This window comes from Burkholderia sp. BCC0397 (assembly GCF_902832865.1).
In the GTDB taxonomy this organism is placed as follows: Bacteria; Pseudomonadota; Gammaproteobacteria; order Burkholderiales; family Burkholderiaceae; genus Burkholderia.
Window position 1 is genome coordinate 241,948 of record NZ_CADFDL010000007.1, and the last position, 21,056, is coordinate 263,003.

The window sequence follows — 21,056 nt, forward strand, 5'->3', positions numbered from 1 at the left end:
CGCCAAGCGGGTGCTTCGCCGACCGGATGAAGGCACCACGCGTCCCGACTGCCCCGCAACAGACGAAAAAAAGCCCCGAAGGCCGATCGGCGTTCGGGGCTTTTACCGCGGCGCCGCGTCAGACCACGGTGATCGCGAGCGCGCTTTCGCGGTAGTGCTTCGCGGCCTTGTCGGTTTCGCCAAGATGCTCGAACAGGCGGGCGAGCGCACGATGCGCACGCACCTTCAGCGCCTCGTTGTCGGCCAGCTTCAGCGCCGCTTCGAGGAACGACTGCGCCTTGCCCCACAGCTGCTGCTGCTGGCAGAGGCGGCCGAGTGCGAACAGCAGGTCGGCATCTTCCGGATGATCCTTCTTCCAGCCTTCGGCCTTCTGGATCAGCGGCAGCGCATCGGCGCCGGCCGTGTCCGAGTAGCGGCGCAGCAGGCGCGCATCCCAGTTGTGCGCGAGCGCGTCCTCGACGATGCGGCGCGCTTCGTTGCGGCGCTCGAGCGGCACGAGCAGCTCGGCCGCGAGATCGGCCAGGCGCGGCGACTGGCGCTCGACCGACGACAGCGACTGCCACACTTCGAGCAGCGCGTCCGGGTCGTGCCGGCGTTCGCGCAGCAGGTTTTCCGCCGCCTGCTGGCGCAGTCGCACGGCCGCGGCCGGATGCAGCGCCTCGCGCTTTTCGAGCGCCTTCGCGAGCTTCAGCACCTCGGCCCAGTTCTTCAGTTGCTGCTGCGCACGCAGCGCGACCTGCTGCGCATGAATGCGCTTGCCGCCAGCCTGCATGTCGGCCAGCGCGGCGAGCGCACCGTCGGCGTCGCGGGCGTCCGCGCGCATGTCGGCCGCGGCGAGCAGCCGTGCATCCTGCCATTCGGGCGCGTCGACCTTCGACAGCCAGTCGTCGCGGCGCGTGTACTCGTGCATCCGGTGTGCGGCGGTGGCCGCGACGAGACTCGCGGCGCCCAGGTTCGCATCGACCGACAGCGCGTCACGCGCGGCCTTCTCCGCGCGCGAGAAGCGGCCCGCGTACAAGTTCGAGATCGCATCGCGCAGCGACGCCTGCGCCTTCTCGTTGCGCGAACGCGCGCGATACGCGGCGACCCGCTGCGGCATGCGCCAGATGTTGCGCACGATGCGCAGCAGCGCATACACGACGATGAACAGCACGACGATGGCGATCACGAACAGGTTCAGCGACACGTCGATCCGGTACGGCGGATAGACGAGCAGCACCTGCCCCGCGTCGAAACGGCCGACGGTGGCGAGCGCGGCGGCGATCGCGAACAGGACCGCGAGCCAGACGATTCCTCGAAGCGTCATCGTTACCCCCGGCTCTTGAACTGCTGAACGGCGTTCAGGCTGGTGTTCAGGTTCGGCACCGCGACCGTCAGCGATGCGCCGTCAACCTGCTTGAGCAGATCCTCGACGGTCTGCGTGTCCTTCGACGCCTGATCGAAATACTTGCCGAGCGACGCCTGGGCGGCGTGCAGGTCGGCCTTCATCGCGCTGTCGTTGCGCGCCAGCAGCGACAGCCGCGCGGTGAGCAGGCGCAGCTTCACGTTCTCGCGCACGAAGTAGCCCTGGTCGGGCGACGCGAGCATCGCGTCCGCGTTGTCGATCCGGCGCACCTGCACGAGGCCCTTCAGTTGCTGGCCGAGGCCGGCCGAGAAGTCGTGCCACCACACCTTCCAGCGCGGCTCGCCGGCGGCGACCGACGATGCGGTGTCGGCCGGCGCGGCCTTCGGCGCCGCGTGCGGCACGATCGCCTCGCCGGACAGCGGCAGCGCGTCGATCTTCGCGATCGCGTCGTCGAGCTTGATCGCGAGGCCGGTGAGATCGGCTGCCGGCGCGGCCTTCAGCTTCTCGATGTCCAGCGCGAGCGCCTTGCGCACCGTGACAGCCTGCGCGCTCTGCGACGTCGCGAGACGCGCGTCGGCGTTCTGCAGCGCGATCAGCGCGAGCTGCGTGTTGCCGGTCAGTTGAAGCTGCTGGCTCGCGCTCGACAGCATCTGGTCGACTTCCTCGAGCATCCACGCATCGCGGTTGCGCGACAGGTCCTGGTATTGCTGCTGCAGCGCCTGCTGCGCGCTCTGCGCATCGGCAAGCTTGCCGTCGAGCTGCGCGAGCTGCGTGTCGACCTGGTGCGTGCCGGCGAGCGCCTGCTCGGTCTTCATCCGCGTTTCGGCCGCTTGCGCGTCGAGCGCCTTCTGGCGCGCGACGAACGTGCCGTCGAGCCGGTCGATCTTGCGGTTCAGCGCGTAGCCGCCGACACCCGCCGCACAGCCGAGCACGACGACGACGAACCACAGCACCGCGCTGCCGCCGCGGCGCGCACGCGGCTCGGGCGCGAGATAAGGAGGGCTGGACGGCGGTGCGGATGCAGCGGCCGGCTGGGAAGCGACGCTTTTGGAATCGTTGGTATCTGTCATGCGTTTAGTCACCGGTGCGGCTGTCGCCGGTTGGACGGCCTCGTCGGCCATCGTTCGAAACGCGCGGACGATGCGCTCATCGCCCGCGCCGGTCAGCGTAATCCTATCAAAACCCAATGCGCGCGCGGTCTGCTCGATCCGCGGGTGCGGCGTGACGAGCGGCGCATGCTTCAGCGCGTCGATCTCGGCATCGTTCAGGTGGGCCCGCGCGAGCTCGTGCAGGTTGCGCACGCCTTCCGAGCTCGTGACCAGCCACGCGTGCGGCTGGCCGTCGAGCAGCGTGTGCACGCGCTCCCACGCGCCGACGCGCGGCTCCGGCACGACGCGCCGGTAGGCGGCGACGAGCGTGACGTCCGCACCGGCCTCGCGCAGACGCTCGGCGAGCCATTCGCGCCCGCCATCGCCGCGCACGATCAGCACGCGCTTGCCCGCCAGCGCCTGCGCGCCGCCGAACGCGGCCTCGATGCTCGCGAACAGGCTTTCCGAATCGTAATGGGGCACGCCGCCGTCGGCCGGCGCCTGCGGCGCGATCACGCGATGCGCGGGCGCCGCGATGCCGTGACGCTCGAGCGCCGCGACGCTGCCGGGCCCGACCACGCCGACCGGCAGCGCATTCGGCCAGATCGCGCCGTACCGCGCGAGCGCGCGGTCGATCGCGTTCGGCGACACGAAAATCACCAGCGCGTAGTCGGCCAGCGCCGCGAACGCGGCGTCGAGCGGCGCCGGATCGTCGACCGGCGCGATATCGATCAGCGGGAATTCGAGCACGTCGCAACCGGCGTCGGCCAGTTGCGACGCAAGCGCGTCGGACTGGCCGTCCGGACGCGTCAGGACAGCGGTGAACGCGCGCGCGCCGCCCGCCATCAGGCGTCGCCCTTGCCCGCGGCCTGCGAGCTCGCGAGCAGCGCCTGGACGATGTCGAGCGCGCCTTGCGCCTCGAGCTCGTCGGACACCGCGCGGCCGAGCGCGAGCGCATCGGCGACGGTCATGACCGCGCCGCACGCTTCGGCCGTCAGCACGCGCTTGCCGTCGGTGGTCGACACGCGGCCCGTCAGGTACAGCTCGCCCGCGCGCCACACCGCGTGCGCGGCGAGCGGCACCTCGCAACTGCCGCCCAGCGCGCGCGACACCATCCGCTCGGCCTCGACCGCAAGCGCGGTCTGCGGGTCGTGCAGCGGCGCGAGCCACGCGGCGACGTCGTCGCGGTGCGCGGCGATCTCGATGCCGAGCGCGCCCTGGCCGGCCGCGGGCGGGCTGGCCTCGACGTCGAGCAGCGCGCGGATCCGCGCTTCGAGGCCGAGGCGCTTCAGGCCGGCCGCCGCAAGGATGATCGCCGCGTAGTCGCCCCGGTCGAGTTTCGCGAGACGCGTGTCGAGGTTGCCGCGCAGCGGCAGGACCTCGAGATGCGGATAACGCGAACGCAGCATCGCTTCGCGACGCAGGCTCGACGTGCCGACGACCGCGCCGGCCGGCAACGCGTCGAGCGACGCGTAGTCGTTCGACACGAAGGCATCGCGCGGGTCTTCGCGCTCCATGATCGCGGCGAGCGAGAAACCGTCGGGCAGCGCCATCGGCACGTCCTTCAGCGAATGCACGGCGAGATCGGCGCGGCCGTCGGCCAGCGCCGCCTCCAGCTCCTTCACGAACAGGCCCTTGCCGCCGACCTTCGACAGCGTGCGATCGAGAATCTGATCGCCGCGCGTCGTCATCCCGAGGATTTTCACGTCACAAGCTGGATATAATTTGCGCAGCGCATCACGCACATGTTCGGCTTGCCACATCGCCAGGCGGCTCTCGCGCGAAGCAATCGTCAACGTCGCGGGCGGCTGAGCCTGTTGCGGCCCGGCCGCGGGGGTCTCGGAATTCATTGCTGGAACATCGAAGGACGGGATTGAAGACCGAACAATGGTAGCACGCACGCCCCGGCCGCCCGAGCCCGGAGCCTGCGCCCGGCCTGCTTCCGTGCGGGTCGCGGCGCCGTTGTGCGGATGGGCCGCACGTAGCTGGTTGCTTGACCGCAGTTCCCGCAGTTTCCGCAGTTCCTTTTGACTCGAGCTTTCCCAAGGAAACCCATCGTGAAGTCTTCCGGATCGGCGCGTACGGCGCGCCGCAATGCTGCCTTGCCCTCCTCCGACGCCCCGACGGGCACGCTCGCCACCGCCGCGAACGGCCGTGCGAAAACGGCGACGAAACCCACGGCAACGAAACCGAAAGACCCGATACGTCAGACAAAACGCGCGACGCAAACCGCCGGCCCCGCCGCCCGCCCGGCCGTCGCGCCGAAGGCCGGCACCCGCACGCGCGACGACAAGGACGGCCCGCTGTTCGAGGACATCCGCTTCCTCGGCCGCCTGCTCGGCGACGTCGTGCGCGAACAGGAAGGCGATACGGTGTTCGACGTGGTCGAGACGATCCGCCAGACCGCGGTCAAGTTCCGCCGCGAGGACGACAGCGAGGCCGCGCAGACGCTCGAGAAGAAGCTGCGCAAGCTGACGCCCGAACAGACAGTGAGCGTCGTACGCGCGTTCAGCTATTTCTCGCACCTCGCGAACATCGCGGAAGACCGCCACCACAACCGCCGCCGCCGCATCCACGCGCTGGCCGGCTCCGCGCCGCAGCCCGGCACGGTCGCGTACGCGCTCGACCAGCTGAAAACCACCGGCAACGCGTCGAAACGCCTGCTGCAACGCTTCTTCGACGATGCGCTGATCGTGCCGGTGCTGACCGCTCACCCGACCGAAGTGCAGCGCAAGAGCATCCTCGACGCGCAGCACGACATCGCGCGCCTGCTCGCCGAGCGCGACCAGGAGCTGACCGCGCGCGAGCGCCAGTACAACGAAGCGATGCTGCGCGCGCGCGTGACCGCGCTGTGGCAGACGCGCATGCTGCGCGACTCGCGCCTGACGGTCGGCGACGAGATCGAGAACGCGCTGTCGTACTACCGCGCGACGTTCCTCGACGAGCTGCCCGCGCTGTACGGCGACATCGAGGCCGCGCTCGCCGAGCACGGCCTGTCCGCCCGCGTGCCCGCGTTCTTCCAGATGGGCAGCTGGATCGGCGGCGATCGCGACGGCAACCCGAACGTGACCGCCACGACGCTCGACGAGGCGATCAACCGCCAGGCCGCGGTGATCCTCGAGCACTACCTGGAACAGGTGCACAAGCTCGGCGCCGAGCTGTCGGTATCGAACCTGCTGGTCGGCGCGAACGACGCGGTGAAGGCGCTGGCAGCCGCGTCGCCCGACCAGTCGCCGCACCGCGTCGACGAACCGTATCGCCGCGCGCTGATCGGCATCTACACGCGGCTCGCCGCGAGCGCGCGCGTGCGTCTCGGCGAAGGCACGGTGCCCGTGCGCAGCGCGGGCCGCGGCGCGCCGCCGGTGCGCGCGGTTCCGTACGAGGATTCCGAAGCGTTCGTCGCCGATCTGAAGGTGCTGACCGCGTCGCTCGACGAACACCACGGCACGTCGCTCGCCGCGCCGCGCCTCGCGCCGCTCGTGCGCGCGGCCGAAGTGTTCGGCTTCCATCTCGCGAGCATCGACCTGCGCCAGAGTTCCGACATCCACGAAGCGGTGGTCGCCGAGCTGTTCGCGCGCGCGGGCGTCGAGGCCGACTATGCGGCGCTCGCCGAGGAAGACAAGCTGCGCGTGCTGCTCGCCGCGCTCGCCGATCCGCGCCCGCTGCGCTCGCCGTACCTCGAATACTCGGCGCTCGCGCAGAGCGAGCTCGGCGTGTTCGAGAAGGCACGCGAGGTCCGCACGCAATTCGGTGCGCGCGCGGTGCGCAACTACATCATTTCGCACACGGAAACCGTCAGCGACCTCGTCGAAGTCCTGCTGCTGCAGAAGGAGACGGGCCTGCTCGAAGGCACGCTCGGCGTGCCGGGCAGCAGCGCGCGGAACAGCCTGATGGTGATCCCGCTGTTCGAGACGATCCCCGACCTGCGCGACGCGTCGCGCATCATGCGCGAATACTTCGCGCTGCCGGGCATCGACGCGCTGATCGCGCACCAGGGCGCCGAACAGGAAGTGATGCTCGGCTACTCCGACAGCAACAAGGACGGCGGCTTCCTCACGTCGAACTGGGAGCTGTATCGCGCGGAACTCGCGCTCGTCGACGTGTTCCGCGAGCGCAAGATCACGCTGCGGCTGTTCCACGGCCGCGGCGGCACGGTCGGCCGCGGGGGCGGCCCGACCTACCAGGCGATCCTGTCGCAGCCGCCGGGCACCGTGAACGGCCAGATCCGCCTGACCGAACAGGGCGAGGTGATCGCGAGCAAGTTCTCGAACCCGGCGATCGGCCGGCGCAACCTCGAGACGGTCGTCGCCGCGACGCTCGAGGCGTCGCTGCTGCCGCAGTCGAACGCACCGGCGCAGCTGCCCGCGTTCGAGGCCGCGATGCAGACGCTGTCCGATTCGGCGATGGCCGCGTACCGCGCGCTCGTCTACGAAACCCCGGGCTTCACCGACTACTTCTTCTCGTCGACGCCGATCACGGAGATCGCCGAGCTGAACATCGGCAGCCGCCCGGCGTCGCGCAAGCTGCAGGATCCGAAGCAGCGCAAGATCGAGGATCTGCGCGCGATTCCGTGGGGCTTCTCGTGGGGCCAGTGCCGGCTGCTGCTGACCGGCTGGTACGGCTTCGGCAGCGCGGTGAGCGCGTATCTCGACGGCGCGTCCGACGACGCCGAACGCGCGAAACGCGTCACGCTGCTGAAGAAGATGAACAAGACCTGGCCGTTCTTCTCGAACCTGCTGTCGAACATGGACATGGTGCTCGCGAAGACCGATCTCGCGGTCGCGTCGCGCTATGCGCAGTTGGTCTCCGACCGCAAGCTGCGCAAGCACGTGTTCGAGCGGATCGTCGCGGAATGGGAACGCACGTCGCAGGCGCTCGCGGAAATCACCGGGCAGGAAGGCCGCCTCGCGACCAACCCGCTGCTCGCGCGCTCGATCAAGAACCGCTTCCCGTATCTCGATCCGCTGAACCACCTGCAGGTCGAGCTGATCAAGCGTCACCGCGCGGGCGACACGAACGCGCGGCTGCGCCGCGGGATTCACCTGACGATCAACGGGATCGCGGCCGGCCTGCGCAACACCGGCTGATCCGCGGGCGGCGCGGGCGCCGGGTGTGTTCGGCGCCGGCCGGGATAACGAAAGCCGCGATACGCGTTCATGCGTATCGCGGCTTTTTTCATGCGGCGACGAAATGGCGAAATGGCGCAGCGCGCGCCGCACGCTCAGTGCGCGTCGATCAGCAATGCGTCGTGCTCGAACGAACCATCGGCCTGCACCGCGTAATAGCCGCGCACCTCGTCCGGCGCATGCGCCCACAGCGCGCGAATGCCGGCCACGCTGTCGGCCGGCGTGCGGATGCGCGCGACCCACGTGTCGAAATCGATCGGCAGCCGCCAGCGGCTGTGCACCTGCGCGTCGAAACCGGCTGCGCGGAACATCGCGAGCCATTCGTCCGCGCGGTAGTCGCGTACGTGCGACGCGTCGCGCAGCACTTCCGCGGCCTGCAGGTACGTATCGAGAAGCGGATGGTCGTTGCCCGCGATGTCGATCATCAGCACGCGGCCGCCCGGCTTCAGCACGCGGCGCACCTCGGCGAGCGCCGCGCGCATGTCGTGCCAGTGGTGGGCGCTCATCCGGCTCACGACCCAGTCGAACGTCGCGGTGTCGAACGGCAGTTGCTCGGCCGGGCCTTGCTGCGTGCGGACGTTCGCGAGCCCGCGCTCGCGCGCGGCCGCGTCGACGGTCGCGAGCATCGGCGCGGCGAGATCGTACGCGACCACGTCGCGCACGTGCGGCGCGACCGCGAAGCTCGCATGGCCGGCGCCGCAACCGAGATCGAGCACCGCGGCGTCGGGCGTCGCACTCACTGCGTCGGCGAGCGTCTGCAGGTCGGCGCCCGTCGCATGAACCGTGCTCGTCAGATAGGCGGCAGCCGTCGTGCCGAATGCGTCGGCGACCTGGTCGTGGTGTTTCATCGTTCGCTCCTTTCCTTGATGCAGTCGGCCGAACCCGGCGCTTCAGTGCGCGAGCCGGCCCCGTGCAACGTTTTGTGGGACGCCCGCTGCCCTGCCAGCGCGCGAGCCGCTACAATAGGCCTGCACGTGTACCAGTACAAGTTAAGCAGTTATTCTGGTATTCGATCCACCTGTCTGATTATTGCCGCGTCTTCGTCTCCACTTCGCCGTTTCCGCATGAACCAGCCGTCCTCCGCCCCCGTCCCGCCGCTCGACGCCACGCCCGCCCGCGCGCTCGGCGAATTCATCCGCGCCCACCGCGAGCGGCTGTCGCCGCAGGCCGTCGGCCTGCCGCCCGGCCCGCGCCGCCGCACGCCGGGGCTGCGGCGCGAGGAAGTCGCGCAACTGTGCGGCGTCAGCCCAACCTGGTACACGTGGATCGAACAGGGCCGGCCCGTGTCGGCCTCGGCCGACGCGCTCGCCCGGATCGCCGTCGCGCTGCAACTGTCGAAGGCCGAGCGCGCGTACCTGTTCGAGCTGGCCGCGCAGCGCGACCCGGCCGAACCCGACGTCGCGGGCGGCGACCTGCCGCCGACGCTTGCCGCGACCGTCGCGGCAATCGCGACGCCCGCCTACGTGCTCGACCGCCAATGGAACGCGCTCGCGTGGAACGCGCCGGCCGCCGCGCTCTTTTCCGGCTGGCTCGACGGCGAGCACGACCGCAACCTGCTGCGCTTCACGTTCATGTCGCCGGCCGCCCGCACGCTGATCGTCGATTGGGAAACCCGCGCGCGGCGGCTCGCGGCCGAATTCCGCGCCGATGCGATCCGCCACCTGACCGACGCGCCGACGCGCGCGCTGATCGACGCGCTGACGGCCGGCAGCGACGCGTTCGCGCAGTACTGGGCATCCCAGGACGTGTTCGAGCGCGAAGGCGGGCTGCGCGAATTCGACCATCCGGCCGACGGCCGCCTCGTGTACCAGCAGATCACGCTGAAGCCCGCGCACCGCGAGGACCTGAAGCTCGTCGTGCTGGTGCGCGACTGAGCATCGGCCGCGCCGGCAAAGGCCGGTGGGCCGGCCCGCGAATGTTAGAATCGCGGGATTCCCTCGGCGGCGCACAGCCGCCCAACTCCCCTTCGAAGAATCGCCATGACGTCCCAACTGCACAAAAAGGGCGAGGCCTGGTCGGCCCGCTTCTCGGAACCGATGTCGGAGCTGGTCAAGCGCTACACGTCGTCGGTGTTTTTCGACAAGCGCCTAGCGCTCGTCGACATCGCCGGCTCGCTCGCGCACGCGAACATGCTCGCCGCGCAGAAGATCATCAGCGCCGACGATCTGGCCGCGATCGAACGCGGGATGGCGCAGATCAAGGGCGAGATCGAGCGCGGCGAATTCGAATGGCAGCTCGACCTGGAAGACGTCCACCTGAACATCGAGGCGCGCCTGACCGCGCTGATCGGCGATGCCGGCAAGCGCCTGCACACGGGCCGCTCGCGCAACGACCAGGTCGCGACCGACATCCGCCTGTGGCTGCGCGGCGAGATCGACCGCATCGGCGGCCTGCTGAACGACCTGCGCGGCGCGCTGATCGACCTCGCGGAACAGAACGCCGACACGATCATGCCGGGCTTCACGCACCTGCAGGTCGCGCAGCCGGTCACGTTCGGCCATCACCTGCTCGCGTACGTCGAAATGTTCTCCCGCGACGCGGAACGCATGCGCGACTGCCGCACCCGCGTGAACCGTCTGCCGCTCGGCGCGGCCGCGCTCGCGGGCACGAGCTACCCGATCGACCGCCACGCGGTCGCGAAGACGCTCGGCTTCGACGGCATCTGCGCAAACTCGCTCGACGCCGTGTCGGATCGCGACTTCGCGATCGAATTCACGGCGGCGTCCGCACTCGTGATGACGCACGTGTCGCGCTTCTCCGAAGAGCTCGTGCTGTGGATGAGCCCGCGCGTCGGCTTCATCGACATCGCCGACCGCTTCTGCACCGGCAGCTCGATCATGCCGCAGAAGAAGAACCCGGACGTGCCCGAACTCGCGCGCGGCAAGACCGGCCGCGTCAACGGCCACCTGATGGCGCTCCTCACGCTGATGAAGGGCCAGCCGCTCGCGTACAACAAGGACAACCAGGAAGACAAGGAACCGCTGTTCGACACGGTCGACACCGTCGCCGACACGCTGCGGATCTTCGCCGAGATGGTCGCCGGCATCACCGTGAAGCCGGACGCGATGCGCGCGGCCGCACTGCAGGGCTTCTCGACCGCCACCGACCTCGCCGACTACCTGGTCAAGCGCGGCCTGCCGTTCCGCGACGCACACGAAGCCGTCGCGCACGCGGTGAAGATCTGCGACGACCGCGGGATCGACCTCGCCGACCTGACGCTCGACGAAATGAAGCAGGAGCTGCCGAACGTCGCGCACCTGATCGGCGACGACGTGTTCGGCTACCTGACGCTCGAAGGGTCGGTCGCGAGCCGCAACCATCCGGGCGGCACCGCGCCCGACCAGGTGCGCGCGGCGGTCAAGGCTGCGCGCGCCGCGCTCGGCAAGTAACGGCCTGCAGTCCCGGACGGACGCCTTCGGCGTCCGTTTTTCATTCGGGCGGCCCTCGCCGCCCGTCGCCTTCCCCGCTTCACGGATGCCCCCGATGACCTTTTCCGCCGCGCTCTTCGACATGGACGGCCTGCTCGTCGATTCCGAGCGGACCATCATGAACACGTGGATCGACGTGTCGAACGCGCACGGCGTCGTGCTGACCGAGATCGATTACCTGCAGATCGTCGGCCGCTCGTTCGCCGAAGGCCAGGTGATCCTCTCACGGCTGATCGGCGACCCCGGCACGTTCGACGCGGTGCGCATCCGCGTGCGCGAGCAACTCGCCGCACCTGAACCTCATCCGAAATTTCCACTGAAGTCGGGCGCGCTTGCGCTGCTCGACACGCTCGCGCAGGCCGGCATTCCGTGCGCGGTCGCGTCGTCGTCCGCGCGCGACGTAATCCGCGCGCGGCTCGACGCGGTCGGCGTGCTGCCGTTCTTCCGCGCGATCGCGGGCGGCGACGAAGTCGCGCGCGGCAAGCCCGACCCGGCCGTCTACCGGCTCGCGGCCGAGCGCCTCGGCGTGCCGGCCCAGGCGTGCGTCGCATTCGAGGACAGCGATTTCGGCGCGCAGTCGGCCGCCGGCGCGGGCGCTGCGGTCGTCACCGTGCCCGACCTGAAGGCGCCGACGCCCGACATCGTCGCGCTGAGCCTGCACGTGCTCGCGTCGCTCGACGATGCGGTCGCGCTCGTGCCGTCGTGGTTCGGCCGTCTGGACACGCAGCAGCCCGCGTAAGCGGCGCACGCGGCCCCCCAATGCAAACGGGCACCCGAGGGTGCCCGTTTTGCGTTGCCGCGCCGGATCACCGGCATCGCGGCGATGCCTACCGGTTGCCGGCCGTCTCCGACAGCCGCTTCATCGTCGCGATGCGCGCACCGATCAGGTCGACGCGACCGTCCTCGCCGACGAGCGGCGCCGTCGCATCGCGGAACGCCACCCATGCGCGCTGCGCACGCACGAGCGTCGCGGCCGAATGCGCCGGCATCTTGCGGCGCAGCTTCTGGTAATAGCGGTTCAGGTCGAACAGCGCGTGTTCGCACGCAGCGTCCTGCGCGCACGGCCGCACGCGGCGGATCTCCGGATCGCGCGGCGCGTTCGCCGGCTTGGCGCCGGCCGGCGCGGCCCCCGCACCGCCCTGCGCACCGCTCGTCGCCGCGACCGGCACGGCGGCAGGCGGCGGCGCATAGCGATCGGCCGCCCCGCGCAGCGCCAGCGCGCGATCGCGCACCGGCTGCAACTGCAGGTCGGCGCTCGACATCGCATACGCGGTGCCGCGCGTCGTGTCGTACACGGCCTTCAGCAGCAGCACTTCGTCCTTGCGCCACGTGAGCCAGCGGCGCTGGCTGTCCTGCCAGCCGCGCTTCGCGTCGGCCGGCGCATCCTTCAACAGGCGCTGGTACGCGCCGTCCATCACTGCCTGCCACTGCTGCTGCGCTTCGCCCATGCACTGGATCTGCCCGGCCGGCGACGACCGGTCGCGCCGCGCGAGGCATTGCCGCATCGCGACGTCGATCGGGTCGGCCGCCGCGACTTCCGCATGGACGACACCCGCGCCTGCGAGCCCCGTCAATCCTGCCGCCCAGACGACGAGCGCGGCCAGCGCCGCGCGCATCGTCCGGAATCGTCCGTGCGTCGCCATCAGTCGCGCACGCAATCGACGAAGTACTCGACGCGGCCGTTCACTTCTTCCGCGACGAGGCCGTGGATGTCGGTGTGGAAGCCCGGGAAACGCTCGTTGAAGTCGCGCGCGAACCGCAGGTAGTTCACGATCGTCTTGTTGAAGCGCTCGCCCGGAATCAGCAGCGGAATGCCCGGCGGGTACGGCGTCAGCAGGATGCTCGTCACGCGGCCTTCGAGCTCGTCGAGCGGCACGCGGTCGATCTTGCGGTGCGCGAGCTTCGCGAACGCGTCCGACGGCTTCATCGCCGGCTCCATGTCCGACAGGTACATCTCGGTCGTCAGGCGGGCGATGTCGTTCGCGCGGTACACGTCGTGGATCTGCGTGCACAGGTCGCGCAGGCCGACGCGCTCGTAGCGCGGATGCTGCGCGACGAATTCCGGCAGCACGCGCCACAGCGGCTGGTTGTTGTCGTAGTCGTCCTTGAACTGCTGCAGCTCGGTCACCATCGAGTTCCAGCGGCCCTTCGTGATGCCGATCGTGAACATGATGAAGAACGAGTACAGGCCGGTCTTCTCGACGATGATCCCGTGTTCGGCCAGGTACTTCGTGACGATCGCGGCCGGAATGCCGGTCTCGCCGAACTCGCCGTCGACGTCGAGCCCCGGCGTGATGATCGTCGCCTTGATCGGGTCGAGCATGTTGAAGCCTTCCGCGAGCGGGCCGAAGCCGTGCCAGTGGTCGTTCGGCTTCAGCATCCAGTCGTCGCGCGAACCGATGCCTTCCTCGGACAGGTTGTCCGGGCCCCACACGCTGAAGAACCAGTCGTCGCCGTATTCGGCATCGACCTTGCGCATCGCGCGGCGGAAGTCGATCGCCTCGGCGATCGATTCCTCGACCAGCGCGGTGCCGCCCGGCGGCTCCATCATCGCGGCCGCGACGTCGCACGACGCGATGATCGCGTACTGCGGGCTCGTCGACGTGTGCATCAGGTACGCCTCGTTGAAGCGGTGCTTGTCGAACGTGCGGTTCTCCGAATCCTGCACGACGATCTGCGACGCCTGCGAGATGCCGGCGAGCAGCTTGTGCGTCGAGTGCGTCGCGAACACGAGCGCGCCCGTGCGCGGACGGCCGTCGCCGATCGCGTGCATGTCGCGGTAGAAGTCGTGGAACGTCGCGTGCGGCAGCCACGCTTCGTCGAAGTGCAGCGTGTCGAGCAGGTCGCCGAGCAGGTCCTTGATCATCTCGACGTTGTAGACGACGCCGTCGTACGTGCTCTGCGTGATCGTCAGGATGCGCGGCTTCATGTCCGGGTTCTCGCGCAGCGCCTCGCGCGCGAACGGGTTCGCCTCGATCTTCTTGCGGATGTTCTCCGGCTTGAATTCGTCGCGCGGGATCGGCCCGATGATGCCGAAATGGTTGCGCGTCGGCGTGAGGAACACGGGGATCGCGCCCGTCATCGTGATCGCGTGCAGGATCGACTTGTGGCAGTTGCGGTCGACCAGCACGATGTCGCCGGGCGCTACCGTCGCGTGCCAGACGATCTTGTTCGACGTCGACGTGCCGTTGGTCACGAAGAACAGGTGGTCCGCGCTGAAGATGCGCGCCGCATTGCGCTCGGACGCCGCGACCGGGCCCGTGTGGTCGAGCAGCTGGCCGAGTTCGTCCACCGCGTTGCAGACGTCCGCACGCAGCATGTTCTCGCCGAAGAACTGGTGGAACATCTGGCCGAGCGGGTTCTTCAGGAACGCAACGCCGCCCGAGTGACCCGGGCAGTGCCACGAGTACGAGCCTTCGTCCGCGTACTTGACGAGTTCCTTGAAGAACGGCGGCGCGAGCGAATCGAGATAGACCTTCGCCTCGCGGATGATGTGGCGCGCGACGAACTCCGGCGTGTCCTCGAACATGTGGATGAAGCCGTGCAGCTCGCGCAGGATGTCGTTCGGCAGATGGCGCGACGTGCGCGTCTCGCCGTACAGGAAGATCGGGATGTCCGCGTTGCGGCGACGCACTTCGGTGACGAACGCGCGCAGCTCGATGATCGCGGTCGCGAGCTCGGGCAGGTCGCCGTCCGGGCCGGTTTCGCCGAGCATGAGTTCGTCGTCGTCGATCGACAGGATGAAGCACGACGCGCGGCTCGATTGCTGCGCGAACGACGTCAGATCGCCGTAGCTCGTGAGGCCGAGGACTTCGACGCCCTCCTTCTCGATCGCTTCGGCCAACGCCCGGATGCCGGAGCCCGAGATGTTCTCGGAGCGGAAATCTTCGTCGATGATGACGACGGGGAAACGAAACTTCATGGGCGATTCTCCAAAAAGAACGACCGCGGCGCGTCACGCGCAGCGGTCACCCGGAAACTGGTGAGACGTTATGCAACCAGATCAGGTTTTCGGCAGCGTGACACCGCGCTGTCCCTGATACTTGCCGCCGCGATCGGCGTACGACACGTCGCACACCTCGTCGCTTTCGAAGAAGAGCACCTGCGCGACGCCTTCGTTCGCGTAGATCTTCGCGGGCAACGGCGTGGTGTTCGAGAATTCCAGTGTGACGTAGCCTTCCCACTCGGGTTCGAACGGCGTCACGTTGACGATGATCCCGCAGCGCGCGTACGTCGACTTGCCGAGGCAGACGGTCAGCACGGTGCGCGGGATGCGGAAATATTCGACGGTGCGGGCCAGCGCGAACGAGTTCGGCGGGATGATGCACACGTCGCCCTTGAAATCGACAAACGAACCCTCGTCGAAGTTCTTCGGATCGACGATCGTCGAGTTGATGTTCGTGAAGATCTTGAATTCATCCGCGCAGCGGATGTCGTAGCCGTAGCTCGACGTGCCGTAGCTGACGATCCGGCGGCCGTCCTCGGACGCGCGGACCTGATCGGGCACGAACGGCTCGATCATCTTGTGCTCTTCGGCCATGCGCCGAATCCATTTGTCGGACTTGATGCTCATATCGGGGCGCCAGGAAACGCTGCGTGACAATCAGGGACGGCCGCTCGCGCAAGGCGGCGGCCGGGAAAGGCGCACATTTTACGCGATCATCGGCCCACGCACGCGGCGGCCGTCAACGGATCACGCCGCAGGCCAGCGCGGGCCCCGCGCCATGCTGCGGAAACGCCGGGTCGCTCGACTCGCGGTGTACCAGCGCCGCGCGGTTCAGCGCCGAGCGCACGCCATCGAGGGCCAGATCGGGCGCGACGATGAAGCCGGCCGCGACGCCGTTCGCATCCGCATGGATGTTGCCGAGATCGCCGGCCACGCGCGCGCCCGCGCGCAGCCGGTCGGCGGCCGGCGCGAACACCTGGCCGGCGCTCGAGCCGTCGCCCGCGTTGCAGTCGCCGCGTTCGTGCACTTGCAGCGCGTGATCGCTGTTCGGCGGCAGGCCGACCAGGTTGTAGGTGACCTGCACGCCGTCCGGGCGCTCGACGAACGTCACCGCGCCGCGCGTCTGCGAGCCGACCGTCGGCTGCAGTTGCGCGTCGGCCCGTTTTTCGTGCGACGAAGAAAAGGAGGTACAGCCGGCCAGCAGGCCCAGCGCGGCGGCGGCCAGCAGCGCGCGCTGCGCGCGGCCGGCGCGCACGCCGTGATGTCGTTGTTTCATTCGATCCTCATGCCGGCTGGCGGCCGTTTGAGACGACGGCCGCGCCGGGCGGGTAAAGGGACCCGGGAAAAGTCGCCATGATACCGCGCCTCGCGGCGCCGTAAACAGCGTGAGGCCCCGCCCCGCAAGGGTTTTACGTATTTTGAACAACGATCGACGGGAACTTCGACGTCATGTCGCGCGATCGCTCGGCAATCGCCAGCGCCACGCCGCGCGCGATATCGCGGTAGCGACGCGCGAGCGCGCCGTCCGGCTCGGCCGCGACCGTCGGCGTGCCGCTGTCGGCGCGCTCGCGGATCGCGATATCGAGCGGCAGGCTGCCGAGCACGTTCACGTCGTAATCCTTCGCCATCCGCTCCGCGCCGCCCGCGCCGAAGATGTGCTCCTCGTGGCCGCAGTTCGAGCAGACGTGGATGCTCATGTTCTCGACGATGCCGAGGATCGGGATCCCGACCTTCTCGAACATCTTCAGCCCCTTCTTCGCGTCGAGCAGCGCGATGTCCTGCGGCGTCGTGACGATCACCGCGCCGGTGACGGGCACGCGCTGCGCGAGCGTGAGCTGGATATCGCCCGTACCGGGCGGCATGTCGACGATCAGGTAGTCGAGCTCGCGCCAGTTGGTCTGGCGCAGCAGCTGCTCGAGCGCGGACGTCGCCATCGGGCCGCGCCACACCATCGGGTTGTCTTCCTCGATCAGGAAGCCGATCGAGTTCGCCTGCAGCCCGTGGCCGACGAGCGGGTTCATCGACTGGTTGTCCGGCGACTCGGGGCGCTGGCCGTGGATGCCGAGCATCGTCGGCAGCGACGGGCCGTAGATGTCGGCGTCGAGAATACCGACCGACGCGCCTTCCGCGGCGAGCGCGAGCGCGAGGTTCACGGCCGTCGTGCTCTTGCCGACGCCGCCCTTGCCCGACGCGACCGCGACGATGTTCTTCACATTCGGCAACAACTTCACGCCGCGCTGCACCGTATGCGCGACGATCTCCTGCGACACGGCGACGCGCGCGTCGCGCACGCCCGGCACGGCCTGCAGCGCCGCGGCGACGCGCGCGCGCACGTCGTCGTGCTGGCTGCGCGCCGGATAACCGAGCACCACGTCGAGCGCCACGACATCGCCGTCGATCGCGACGTTGCGCACGCCCTTGTTCGCCGCGTACGGGCGGCCGGTATTGGGGTCGACGACTGCCGCCAAAGCGGCGTCGACTTGTGCCCGGTCAATGCTCATCGAAACTCCGTGAAAACGTTTTTCTCGCGCGCAAACGTCAAAAAATATCAAATTACGCTGCGAAAAGCGGGAAAAGTGAAAGAATCTGTTGCACGCCATTGCGCGAACGCGCGACCCGGCGCACTCTTCGCGTGCGGCACGCTATAGGGCCAAATCGGCCACTTACCGCCTATATTGTAGAGGCTGACGCGTCGCGCTGCCCGAACAGCCACGCTGACGGACAGGGCATGCGACCGCCTCGGCGGCTGCCGCGAGCGCAGGCCGGCCTTCCTTTTTCGGACGGCCCGCGCAGGGCGCCGTAACTGTTGTTTGTCGTCGTTGTCGACTCGTTCAACCAAGAGAGGAATTCAAGATGAACATGAAAATCGCGACTCGCCTGTCCGTCTTCGCACTCGCCGGCGCGCTGCTGGCAGGCTGCGCCACGCAGCAAGGCAACAATACGGCCGTCGGCACCGGCACGGGTGCGGCGCTGGGCGCAGGGATCGGCGCACTGGCCGGTGGCGGCAAGGGCGCGGCGATCGGCGCGGGCGTCGGCGCACTGGTCGGCGGCGTGACGGGGTACAACTGGCAAGCGATCAAGAACAAGCTCGCACCGTCGGCAGCGCAGACGGGCACGCAGGTCACCGAACAGCCGGACGGCTCGCTGAAGCTGAACGTGCCGAGCTCGGTCACGTTCGCGACGAACCAGTACGCGATCACGCCGGCATTCACGCCGCTGCTGAACGACCTGGCGACGACGCTGAACCAGAACCCGCAAGTGACGGCCTCGATCGTCGGCTACACGGACAGCACGGGCTCGGCGCAGCTGAACCAGACGCTGTCGCAGAACCGTGCGCAAAGCGTCGTGAACGCGCTCGTGCAGCGCGGCGTGAATGGCGGCCGCCTGTCGGCACAGGGCATGGGCCCGTCGAACCCGATCGCGGACAACGCGACCGAAGCCGGCCGCGCACAGAACCGCCGCGTCGAGATCTACCTGCGCGCGCCGCAACAGCATCAGTAAGCACGACCACGAGAGGAAACGTGCGGGCGCCCTGCCCGCACAGCCCCGCCCGACAAGGCTTTCGGCGGGGCCGGTAACAAATCGAAAAAATTTTCGAACTTCTGTCGCAGGCCGCGGTCAGTATTTACGGTACGTGGCTGGTGTTGCCGGCGCGTCACCATTCTCCTCTTGTCGTTGTTGCTCCGGGGCCGTATCCGCCCCGGTTTTTTTTGCCCGCAGAATTCGTGTTGCGTTGCAGCACAATGCCGTCGGGCACGCCGCTCGTGCGGCCCCGTCCCTTCCGGCGTCGGTCCGCGGCGCCTGCCCGCCGCACTGGCCCGCGCCCCTGCTAGAATCGCAGTTTCCCGTCGTTTTCCCGCTGTTCTTCTCCAGACCCTATGTCCGCATCCGACCTCACTTCCGTGCAGGCTGCGGCGCCGCAAGGCAGCCGCCAGATCCTCGTTACGTCCGCACTGCCCTATGCCAACGGGCAGATCCACATCGGCCACCTGGTCGAGTACATCCAGACCGACATCTGGGTGCGGGCGCTGCGAATGCATGGTCATGAGGTCTACTACATCGGCGCCGACGATACGCACGGCACGCCGGTCATGCTGCGCGCGGAGAAGGAAGGCCTGACCCCGAAGCAGCTGATCGACCGTGTGTGGACCGAGCACAAGCGCGACTTCGACAGCTTCGGCGTGTCGTTCGACAACTTCTACTCGACCGATTCGGACGAGAACCGCGTGCTGAGCGAGAAGATCTATCTCGCGCTGCAGGAAGCCGGCCTGATCGCCGAACGCGAAATCGAGCAGGCCTACGATCCGGTCAAGGAAATGTTCCTGCCGGACCGCTTCATCAAGGGCGAGTGTCCGAAGTGCCACGCGAAGGACCAGTACGGCGACAGCTGCGAGGTGTGCGGCTCGACCTACCTGCCGACCGAACTGCTGAACCCGTATTCGGTCGTGTCGGGCGCGACGCCGGTGCGCAAGACCTCGAAGCACTATTTCTTCCGCCTGTCCGACCCGCGCTGCGAATCGTTCCTGCGCGAATGGGTGAGCGGCCTCGCGCAGCCCGAAGCGACCAACAAGATGCGCGAATGGCTCGGCGACGCCGGCGAATCCAAGCTCGCCGACTGGGACATCTCGCGCGACGCGCCGTACTTCGGCTTCGAGATTCCGGGCGCGCCCGGCAAGTATTTCTACGTGTGGCTCGACGCGCCGGTCGGCTATTACGCGAGCTTCAAGAACCTGTGCGAGCGCAACGGCATCGATTTCGATGCGTGGATCCGTCCGGGTTCGAAGGCCGAGCAGTATCACTTCATCGGCAAGGACATCCTGTACTTCCACACGCTGTTCTGGCCCGCGATGCTCGAGTTCTCGGGCCACCGCACGCCGACCAACGTCTTCGCGCACGGCTTCCTGACGGTCGACGGCGCGAAGATGTCGAAATCGCGCGGCACGTTCATCACCGCGCAGAGCTACATCGACACGGGCCTGAACCCGGAGTGGCTGCGCTACTACTACGCCGCGAAGCTGAACGCGACGATGGAAGACATCGACCTGAACCTCGACGACTTCCAGGCGCGCGTGAACAGCGATCTCGTCGGCAAGTACGTGAACATCGCGAGCCGCGCGGCCGGCTTCCTGATCAAGCGTTTCGACGGCCGCGTGCAGGACAGCGCGATGAATCATCCGCTCGTCGCGAAGCTGCGCGACGCGATTCCGCAGATCGCCGCGAGCTACGAAGCACGCGAATACGGCCGCGCGCTGCGCCACACGATGGAGCTCGCGGACGAAGTGAACGCGTACGTCGACGGCGCGAAGCCGTGGGATCTCGCGAAGGATCCGGCCAACGCGGTCGCGCTGCACGAAACCTGCAGCGTGAGCCTCGAGGCGTTCCGCCTGCTGTCGCTCGCGCTGAAGCCGGTGATGCCGCGCGTGGCCGTTGCGGTCGAGGCGTTCTTCGGGATCGCGCCGCTTGCGTGGGCCGATGCCGCGAAGCCGCTGTCGTCGGCGCAGCCGATCAAGGCGTACCAGCACCTGATGACGCGCGTCGATGCGAAGCAGATCGAAGCGCTGCTCGCCGCGAACCGCGATTCGCTGCAGGCCGAGGCAACAGGTGCGGCCGCCGCGAGCGCGAACGCCGCGAAGAATGCGAAGAGCAACGCCAAGGCGAACGCGAAGCCGGCCGTCGTGAACGGCGCCGACGACGCACCGATCTCGATCGACGATTTCGCGAAGATCGACCTGCGCATCGCGAAGATCGTCGCGTGCCAGGCCGTCGAAGGCTCGGACAAGCTGCTGCAGCTCACGCTCGACGTCGGCGAGGAAAAGACCCGCAACGTGTTCTCGGGCATCAAGTCCGCGTACCAGCCCGAGCAGCTCGTCGGCAAGCTGACGGTGATGGTCGCGAACCTCGCGCCGCGCAAGATGAAGTTCGGCCTGTCCGAAGGGATGGTGCTCGCCGCGTCGGCCACCGACGAGAAGGCCGAGCCGGGCCTCTACATCCTCGAACCGCACAGCGGCGCGAAGCCGGGCATGCGCGTGAAGTAAGCGCACGCGCTGCTGCTGGCGCAAAAAAGCCCCGCACGATCCAAATCGTGCGGGGCTTTTTTATCGCTGCCCGGTAAGCCGCGCCGCC

At 68.4% G+C, this 21,056-nt stretch carries 15 protein-coding genes; 6 read left to right on the forward strand and 9 right to left on the reverse strand.

From position 1 onward, the window contains the following. Nucleotides 1-118 precede the first annotated feature (118 nt). The 3 genes from HWX03_RS22535 to hemC are packed head-to-tail and all read right to left on the reverse strand — an operon-like array spanning nucleotide 119 to nucleotide 4,283. The gene (locus HWX03_RS22535) at nucleotides 119-1,306 is read right to left on the reverse strand and encodes a heme biosynthesis protein HemY (RefSeq protein ID WP_175872719.1); all 1,188 of its coding nucleotides are present in this window, start codon (nucleotides 1,304-1,306) and stop codon (nucleotides 119-121) included. A gap of 2 nt (nucleotides 1,307-1,308) precedes the next feature. Further along, on the reverse strand, nucleotides 1,309-3,279 hold the full coding sequence (gene hemDX / locus HWX03_RS22540) for a fused uroporphyrinogen-III synthase HemD/membrane protein HemX (RefSeq protein ID WP_175872720.1): 1,971 nt from the start codon (nucleotides 3,277-3,279) through the stop codon (nucleotides 1,309-1,311). Further along, nucleotides 3,279-4,283: a hydroxymethylbilane synthase gene (gene hemC / locus HWX03_RS22545; protein WP_174429199.1), complete on the reverse strand. Its 1,005-nt coding sequence runs from the start codon at nucleotides 4,281-4,283 to the stop codon at nucleotides 3,279-3,281. The genes hemDX and hemC overlap by 1 nt, the downstream gene beginning before the upstream one ends. A 207-nt stretch (nucleotides 4,284-4,490) precedes the next feature. On the opposite strand from hemC, the gene ppc reads away from it, so the two are divergent. Beyond that, nucleotides 4,491-7,520 carry a phosphoenolpyruvate carboxylase gene (gene ppc, locus HWX03_RS22550; RefSeq protein ID WP_175872721.1) on the forward strand — a complete coding sequence of 1,010 codons (3,030 nt, stop codon included), beginning with the start codon at nucleotides 4,491-4,493 and terminating at the stop codon, nucleotides 7,518-7,520. A gap of 134 nt (nucleotides 7,521-7,654) precedes the next feature. Here ppc and HWX03_RS22555 read toward each other — a convergent pair whose 3' ends face one another. Continuing rightward, on the reverse strand, nucleotides 7,655-8,407 hold the full coding sequence (locus HWX03_RS22555; protein ID WP_175872722.1) for a class I SAM-dependent methyltransferase: 753 nt from the start codon (nucleotides 8,405-8,407) through the stop codon (nucleotides 7,655-7,657). A 216-nt stretch (nucleotides 8,408-8,623) separates the two neighbouring features. Between HWX03_RS22555 and HWX03_RS22560 the strand changes: the two genes are divergently transcribed. From HWX03_RS22560 to HWX03_RS22570, 3 genes are all read left to right on the forward strand, one after another. Continuing rightward, on the forward strand, nucleotides 8,624-9,433 hold the full coding sequence (locus tag HWX03_RS22560) for a helix-turn-helix transcriptional regulator (protein ID WP_034208116.1): 810 nt from the start codon (nucleotides 8,624-8,626) through the stop codon (nucleotides 9,431-9,433). A gap of 105 nt (nucleotides 9,434-9,538) precedes the next feature. Then, nucleotides 9,539-10,948, forward strand: a complete 1,410-nt coding sequence (gene argH, locus HWX03_RS22565) for an argininosuccinate lyase (protein ID WP_175872723.1) — start codon at nucleotides 9,539-9,541, stop codon at nucleotides 10,946-10,948. A 94-nt stretch (nucleotides 10,949-11,042) separates the two neighbouring features. Continuing rightward, nucleotides 11,043-11,726, forward strand: coding sequence for an HAD family phosphatase (locus tag HWX03_RS22570; RefSeq protein WP_175872724.1), 684 nt, complete (start codon nucleotides 11,043-11,045; stop codon nucleotides 11,724-11,726). A gap of 88 nt (nucleotides 11,727-11,814) precedes the next feature. On the opposite strand, the gene HWX03_RS22575 is transcribed toward HWX03_RS22570, so the two are convergent. The 5 genes from HWX03_RS22575 to apbC form a co-directional block, all read right to left on the reverse strand. After that, nucleotides 11,815-12,630: a lysozyme inhibitor LprI family protein gene (locus HWX03_RS22575; protein WP_175872725.1), complete on the reverse strand. Its 816-nt coding sequence runs from the start codon at nucleotides 12,628-12,630 to the stop codon at nucleotides 11,815-11,817. Further along, nucleotides 12,630-14,909: an arginine/lysine/ornithine decarboxylase gene (locus tag HWX03_RS22580; RefSeq protein ID WP_175822252.1), complete on the reverse strand. Its 2,280-nt coding sequence runs from the start codon at nucleotides 14,907-14,909 to the stop codon at nucleotides 12,630-12,632. The genes HWX03_RS22575 and HWX03_RS22580 overlap by 1 nt, the downstream gene beginning before the upstream one ends. A gap of 81 nt (nucleotides 14,910-14,990) precedes the next feature. Next, nucleotides 14,991-15,560, reverse strand: coding sequence for a dCTP deaminase (gene dcd / locus HWX03_RS22585; protein WP_006398615.1), 570 nt, complete (start codon nucleotides 15,558-15,560; stop codon nucleotides 14,991-14,993). Nucleotides 15,561-15,672: 112 nt separating this feature from the next. Further along, complete coding sequence (sodC, locus tag HWX03_RS22590; RefSeq protein WP_175872726.1) at nucleotides 15,673-16,209, reverse strand: superoxide dismutase [Cu-Zn]; 537 nt, start codon at nucleotides 16,207-16,209, stop codon at nucleotides 15,673-15,675. Between the two features lie 133 nt (nucleotides 16,210-16,342). Continuing rightward, a complete protein-coding gene (gene apbC / locus HWX03_RS22595; RefSeq protein WP_175822250.1) occupies nucleotides 16,343-17,434 on the reverse strand; it encodes an iron-sulfur cluster carrier protein ApbC in 1,092 nt (363 codons plus the stop codon). A 352-nt stretch (nucleotides 17,435-17,786) separates the two neighbouring features. Between apbC and HWX03_RS22600 the strand changes: the two genes are divergently transcribed. Then, nucleotides 17,787-18,434, forward strand: coding sequence for an OmpA family protein (locus tag HWX03_RS22600; RefSeq protein WP_050012048.1), 648 nt, complete (start codon nucleotides 17,787-17,789; stop codon nucleotides 18,432-18,434). 377 nt (nucleotides 18,435-18,811) lie between these two features. Then, entirely contained in the window at nucleotides 18,812-20,968 is a 2,157-nt protein-coding gene (metG, locus tag HWX03_RS22605) for a methionine--tRNA ligase (RefSeq protein WP_175872727.1), read from the forward strand. The last annotated feature ends 88 nt before the right edge of the window (nucleotides 20,969-21,056 follow it).